Raw genomic sequence first — 6324 nt, 5'->3', positions numbered from 1 at the left:
GTCCATGCTCGCCGGCAGCAGCGAGGCCATCATCAAACCGTCGGTAGAAAGCACAGCCGAGGCTTCAATGTCGGCCGTCGAGCCGTTGAGTTCGCTGAGAATCGAGTTGAGAACGTCTGCACGCATGAAAAAGCTCCTTACAGGATGGAGGGAAGAAGATAATCAAAAAGAAAAAGGGGGAACACCGTCAAGCCGGGCCACCGCCATAACGCACACCAAGCGACCAAACCAAAGTCGTGAACGCTGACTGGTTGAATCTGGGCAAGCCCCCGACAATCAGCACGAAATATTCGCTACCGATGTATAACGGCCAGAATCCAATTTCTGCGTAGCCACTTGCGTTGACCATGCCCCAACCGTCCGTGCGCAAACGCATGTTGTTGTGCAGTAAGCGTGCATGACGTTCATGCACACTGGCCAAGTCAGCCGCCAAAGCAGCCAGCTCTTCAGAGGTTTCGTGCGCAAAACCGGCCGTACCAAGATACAAACCGTTCTTTTCCGCCAGAATCGCATTGCCTTCATCCGATAACTGCATCAGCAAAGGATGCAGCAAGGCTTCGATGCTATCGGGCGGCACCCCCACCGGCATGGGCAGGCCTTGGATAAAACCGGAAGACTGAAGCCGATAAATGAACTCCAGAGCATCGGTTTCACTCAAGGACATCCATTCCTGCACAAGCGGTACTGACAACCGGGGCGTCTCTGGTTCACGCAGCAAACGCTGCAGAAAATTACGCGCCGGATCGCGTGTGGGACGGCTTGCAGCGTAATACGCCCCTGCGGGCGTCGGGTGCAAGTAGTACTCGCCGGTGAGGGTGTATTGGTCCATGATCGAATTTAGATACCGGGGTCAAGCGACAACAGCAACGACTGCACCAAGGTCGAGACATCCTCACGCTTGCGTCCATCGACTTCATAGACTGGCGCAGAAAGATCAAGCTCCTTGAGCTGGGCGACATACTCTTCGATCGTCGGAACGCGGTTGTTGTCCATCTGAGTGATCCCAACCACAAGCCGGGTACTGTCGATGAAACTGCGAAACGCGTTCACATAGAAGCGCATGTCTTGGAACGGATCAGGCCGCGTGTTGTCGAGCAGCAGAATGATTCCGATCCCCCCCTTGGTGAGGATATCCCACATGAAGTTGAAACGTTCCTGCCCTGGGGTGCCATACAAATGCACCTTCTCGTTCGGCCCAAGTCTGATCATGCCGTAATCAAGCGCCACAGTGGTGTTGGGCTTGCGACGGGTGGTCATGTCAGAGGCTTCCTCCTCAGTCGTGATCGGCTCGATATCGCTGATCGACTTGATCGCGGTCGTCTTGCCTGCTCCGACCGGACCGGTAAAAATGATTTTGTGGTCTTTGTGAGACATGAGAAAAGTTCCTGGGTCGTGTGATCGCCGTGACGCTTACTTGCCCAACCAGTTGAACAGGCGGGTCAGCAAGCCGCGGTTGCCTGGGCCCTTGCGCTTGGCTCGGTGAATATGCGATCCATCTTCTGTCACCAAATCCAGCTCAAGGGCTGCGTTATAGAACGCAAAGATGTAACGCTGAGGGATATGCAGCACACGTGCAGTCTCGGAGATTGAGGCCCCCTTGATCGCCCAAGCAGCAGCAATTCGCAACGAATGCGGTGTTCGCTGGAGTCGCGTCATATTCGGCCAATGCTTCAAATAGACCGGCTTATCGGGATTCACGCCGGTTGGCAAACGCCCACCTGCTGTTTCCATCGCAGCACGCCACAACAAAGCATCAGCACGCAACACGGCTCCCGAACTTTCGAATCGAGGACGCATCTTGGCAAAATCACCAGCACTCACCACCCGAGTTTTGGGGCGCTTCGCCATGCGCAACCCGTAAAGCTGGGTCAGCTTGGCCGGATCAAAACCAAGGTAGACATGGTTTTGCAAAGTATCGACCACCACCGCACCTTCGGGCAGATCGAACTGCGTTGGTACACGCCATTTCGCACTGACCAGATACGCCTCTTTCAAGGCGGCGATCAGATATTGATTGGGGTCATAACGCAAGGCCGAACTAGAAGCAAGATCCGCTGGCGATGCATCTTCACGGGTACCACACAACAATTCCTCATCGTGTTTTTCCTGTTGAGAGATCACCAAATCTTGCTTACTCGGGTCATGCGGCTCAGCAACCACCGGCTCCTCAAGAGCCGCGGAGGCTGTTGCCGCAGACACAGGTGATGCGGGCTCCGATTCCACCGCTTGCGATGAAATCGGCTCTGCATATGACGGAGCCGGCACAGCAGCCATCGGTGCAACGGGTGCGGGTGCCGGTGCCGGCGCTGACATCGACGCAGCGGTCACAAAACGCTCAAAGTTCGGCTTGTGTGACTCCACCGCAGCAGGCGGGGGATTCAACACTTGACGCATGAGCCCGCCGAAATCAGGTCGCACTGTCGTCGGTGGCACCTCATCCCGAGCAACAGGGGCCGGAGCCACCGTTGCCCGACGGGTTTCCACCTGAACCAATGGCGCAGATGAAACCATGGGGGCCACCTGCTGAGCGACCGGCGCTGCAGGTGCAGAACGATGCCACTTGCCTGCGTTCAAAGCTGCTGCTGCTGCCAGCAAAGCTGCCGGCGTCACAGGCTTTTGCACCCAGACAGTGCCATCAATCTGATGTGGCGTGACCGACAGTGCAATGCCGGGTTTGGCCGTTCGAGCATGAAAATCATTCCATCGCTGCATCGACTCCTGGGTATCGACATCAAACACGGCCGCATCGGCCATGCTCTCCTGGCTTGGAACGAAACTGGTGCGGCCTGTGCTCGTGAAGAAGAACTCGAGCACGGCCTGCGTGCGGGGTGGCAGGCTAAGCAATGCCACCTTTAATCGGTTTTGCGACTTTGAAGAGTCCACGTCAATCGCACTATTGGAAGTTGAATCGGTTTATGAAAATGAGGGCCTAAGCGGCAAGAAATGGATTTCTCGTCTAGACCCAACCTTCAGGGGCAGCGGCCCCCTGTTCTTGTAGCCGTGCCACCATCGCTGTAACAGCGAGGTCATCACGACTGTGTTTGTAGATCAGTAGCAACTCGTTGGCGATCGCCACATCTGTTGGGTTGGACAACAAAGCCCCCTCCAGCAGCTGTTTTGCGCCCTCCAAATCACCGTCATCAAGCAGCGAAATAGCCTGTTCCAAGACCCCCACTTCCGCCACAGCGACGCGTTGCTTTTCAACCAATCGACTGATACCGATGATGGCGGGATCCAAGACCGATCCTGGCGCGTTCGGAAGTTGAGCATCCGGCCGTAATCCTTCTGCCAAACAGTGCCGAAAGAAAAGCTGGTCATCCGGATCGAGATGCGACGCAGCGCGATCCAGCAACTGCTCACGCAAGTGACGTCCATTGGGGCCTAAGGCCAGAAAAACGTCGAGCAAAGCACCAAACAGCCGATCCGACAAAGGCACCTGAGCCGCCAGCAAAACACGCCGTGTGTGCGACTCCAAGTCTTTAGGGTTCCGACTCACCGCTGCAGTGAGATGGCGCCAAGCATCCAATGGGGGACACGAGGTGCTCGGAGCCAACCAGCTTGACGACGCAATCGCAAAAGCTGGATCAAACGAGAACTCAACGGGGCGTATGTCTTGCATGGCGTTTGGACTCGTGATCGTCGTGTTGATAGTTGTCAGAGCAGAGTGGCATCAGCCACCCACCTTGTGTTTAACGAGCCGGCCATCAATCACTGATCCGGCCTCCATTTCGAGTGAGCCGTAATAGACATCCCCCGAAACCTTGGCACTGGCACGCAACTCGACAAGCCCCGTCACATAGACCGACCCATCGATTCGACCAAAGACCACCAGATTGGACACTCGCACATCTCCATCGATAAAACCGTGCTCACCCAACGTGAGCGTACCTGCCTTGACGTCCGAAACCGTGACATCACCTGTAATTCTTCCGTCGATGCGTAATCCGCCACAAAAAACCACGTCTCCAGTCACCGTTGTGTCTGCGCCAATCAGGCTATCCACACGTTGCTGCAAAGGCTCCGCCACTTTTTTTGTGTTTCGTCTAAATAGCATGGCTTTATGGAATCAGATTTCAGGAGGCTTGAATTCTTTGTTCAGATCATCTCTGCATTTCAGACAACTCCTGATTCGCATCGTTGAAACGATTGTAGAGAATGTCTGCGTGTACAGGCTATGAAATAGTGACGCCTATCAGGGTAAAAGTGACAATCATCAACGTGACATTGGTCACGAATCGTGAATAGGCGGTTTTATAGCCCTATTTCAGATTAATGGGATCGGTATTGCCACAAAAGGTAACAAGGCCTCCACAGATGCGCACATGCCTGCGTGCAAGCACGCCATCACGGTAGGCACAGATGCTGTTTTCATCGGTCTCGCGCCTGTTCGTGACGAGCCGCCATGAAGAAAGGAGGTTGTGAATATGGCTCGGACACATGGATAACAGCAGCGCACCATCCATGGCCGTTATAGCGATCAAGATAAGTGCGGTTCAAACCATCCAAACCTTGATCTCAATCACGAAGTATCTGATTATTTTGCAATCATGGAAACCAGCATGGGCGCGTGAAAATTTATCGATCGCCTCATAAATACGACCATCAAACCTTTTGAAAGTAGCCACCAACTCTCAATCAATATCACTTTCCCGGATCGATCGCAGCACGATGCCTCTGAATCGCCTCAACCACCAAAGGGTGCAAAGTGTCCCCAACAGCATCGCCGTGCTCAAGCCCTTGAAGCAGCTGCCGCCGCATACGTGGCTCCCAGAATTTTTCCAAATGCAATGCAACGCCCTCCAAGGCTTCGCTGTGATCAGGCATCGCTGCAAAAAAGTCGCCAATGCGGTTGGCCATTTGAATCAAGTGATTCACGTCCATGTTGAATCCTTTCCGGCCCCATGATGCTTGCAACCCATGTCGATCCGATGGGCATGGGTGTAAACCACCATATCGCCTGAGCGCACAAAACCCAACAGCGTCAGCCCAGCCTGATCGGCCATGCGCACAGCCAAAGCCGTTGGCGCAGACATCGCTGCCAAAACCGGTACCCGTGCCGTGACCGCCTTGTGCACCATCTCAAAGCTAGCCCGACTGGTGATCAGCATAAAACCGGCCATCGAAGCCTCATCGTCTGCCAAACCACTGGCACGAGCACCGATGACCTTGTCCAGCGCATTGTGTCGCCCCACATCTTCGCGCACCAGTTGAACCGCACCGTCGCCGTCGCACCACGCCGCTGCGTGTACGGCACCGGTCTGATGCTGCAAACGTTGGCGAGCCAGCAATTCGGTTTGGGCCTTTTGCAAGGCGGCCTTTGAAAGGCAGAGGTTTGCGCCGTCATCAAGCCCAGCGCTTGCCATCAGGGGCTTGGGGGCTTGCACCGCCTCTTTGAGACTGTCTTTGCCGCATAAACCGCAACCCGTTCGCCCGGCCAAGACCCGCCGCCGCTCTTTCATGCGCATGAAGCAACGCAACGTCACGCGCAATTGCAAGGTGATCCCAATTTCAGCGGGTTCCACTTCGATGTCCAACAGATCGTCGGCACGATCAATCAGTCCCTCCGTCAGGGCAAAACCCAGCGCGTAGTCCTCAAGATCAGTCGGGCTGGCCAGCATGATGGCGTGACTCAACCCGTTGACCTCAAAAGCCACCGGCACTTCCTCGGCCAGCCAATCCATCACCCCCGATCGAACCTCTCCCGCGCGCACGGTGGTGACTTGCGCCTGTGAGGCTGGCGGTGGCGGCTCAAGCACCATGCGTACGCTCATCGAGTAGCTTGTGCTGCACTTGGCTGAAGTGTTCGTGATCGGCCTGCCACGCTGAGCGATGCGCTGCACTCGGCATCACCCGAGCGATCTGCACCGCTGTCACCTTGTACTCAGGGCAATTGGTCGCCCAATCCGAGGAATCGGTGGTGATCACGTTGGCCCCCGACTCGGGGAAATGGAAGGTGGTGTAGACCACGCCCGGCTGAACACGCTCGGTGACCCGGGCACGCAACATCGTTTGACCTACTCGACTTTCCAAGCTGACCCACTCGGCGTCTTGAATACCGCGCTCCTCGGCATCAAGCGGATGAATTTCAAGCCGATCCTCACCGTGCCACGCGCTGTTGGCGGTTCGGCGCGTCTGAGCACCGACGTTGTATTGACTCAACACCCGGCCGGTGGTGAGGATGAGCGGAAAGCGCCGGGTGATCTTCTCGTCGCTGGGCACGTACTGGGTGATGAAGAAACGCCCCAAGCCCCGCACAAAGTGCCCCACATGCATGATCGCCGTGCCGGCCTCAGGGGTGCTGTCGTTGCACGGCCACTGCACGCT

The 6324-nt window shown here is 55.9% G+C and carries 9 protein-coding genes; 1 reads left to right on the top strand and 8 read right to left on the bottom strand.

Annotation, left to right across the window (positions count from 1 at the left end; genetic code table 11):
- Nucleotides 1-187: 187 nt before the first annotated feature.
- Genes AB3X39_RS11735 through AB3X39_RS11725 form a run of 3 tightly spaced genes read right to left on the bottom strand, consistent with a single transcriptional unit; the run spans nt 188 to nt 2274 of the window.
- Entirely contained in the window at nt 188-829 is a 642-nt protein-coding gene (locus AB3X39_RS11735) for a hypothetical protein (protein ID WP_369417571.1), read from the bottom strand.
- A gap of 8 nt (nt 830-837) precedes the next feature.
- Entirely contained in the window at nt 838-1374 is a 537-nt protein-coding gene (locus AB3X39_RS11730; protein ID WP_009453186.1) for a GTP-binding protein, read from the bottom strand.
- 36 nt (nt 1375-1410) lie between these two features.
- Nucleotides 1411-2274 carry a hypothetical protein gene (locus tag AB3X39_RS11725; RefSeq protein WP_369417570.1) on the bottom strand — a complete coding sequence of 288 codons (864 nt, stop codon included), beginning with the start codon at nt 2272-2274 and terminating at the stop codon, nt 1411-1413.
- Nucleotides 2275-2688: 414 nt separating this feature from the next.
- Here AB3X39_RS11725 and AB3X39_RS11720 point away from each other — a divergent pair, with 414 nt between their 5' ends.
- Nucleotides 2689-2856 (top strand): hypothetical protein, encoded by a 168-nt coding sequence (locus tag AB3X39_RS11720; protein WP_369417569.1) that lies wholly within the window; start codon nt 2689-2691, stop codon nt 2854-2856.
- A 100-nt stretch (nt 2857-2956) separates the two neighbouring features.
- Here the strand turns inward: AB3X39_RS11720 and AB3X39_RS11715 are convergent, their stop codons facing one another.
- From AB3X39_RS11715 to AB3X39_RS11695, 5 genes are all read right to left on the bottom strand, one after another.
- A complete protein-coding gene (locus AB3X39_RS11715; protein ID WP_369417568.1) occupies nt 2957-3496 on the bottom strand; it encodes a hypothetical protein in 540 nt (179 codons plus the stop codon).
- A gap of 174 nt (nt 3497-3670) precedes the next feature.
- On the bottom strand, nt 3671-4054 hold the full coding sequence (locus AB3X39_RS11710) for a bactofilin family protein (protein ID WP_009453183.1): 384 nt from the start codon (nt 4052-4054) through the stop codon (nt 3671-3673).
- Between the two features lie 587 nt (nt 4055-4641).
- On the bottom strand, nt 4642-4881 hold the full coding sequence (locus AB3X39_RS11705) for a formate dehydrogenase subunit delta (RefSeq protein ID WP_369417572.1): 240 nt from the start codon (nt 4879-4881) through the stop codon (nt 4642-4644).
- Nucleotides 4872-5771: a formate dehydrogenase accessory sulfurtransferase FdhD gene (gene fdhD / locus AB3X39_RS11700; protein WP_369417567.1), complete on the bottom strand. Its 900-nt coding sequence runs from the start codon at nt 5769-5771 to the stop codon at nt 4872-4874. The genes AB3X39_RS11705 and fdhD overlap by 10 nt, the downstream gene beginning before the upstream one ends.
- Nucleotides 5749-6324, bottom strand: a 576-nt coding sequence (locus AB3X39_RS11695) for a molybdopterin oxidoreductase family protein (protein ID WP_369417566.1), incomplete at its 5' end; no start/stop codon positions are given. The genes AB3X39_RS11695 and fdhD, both read right to left, overlap by 23 nt.

The sequence above is a fragment of the Leptothrix ochracea genome (assembly GCF_041083635.1).
Classification (GTDB): domain Bacteria; phylum Pseudomonadota; class Gammaproteobacteria; order Burkholderiales; family Burkholderiaceae_C; genus Sphaerotilus; species Sphaerotilus ochraceus.
The sequence above is the reverse complement of the archived record's forward strand: the minus strand, read 5'-3'. Positions and strand labels throughout refer to the sequence as shown.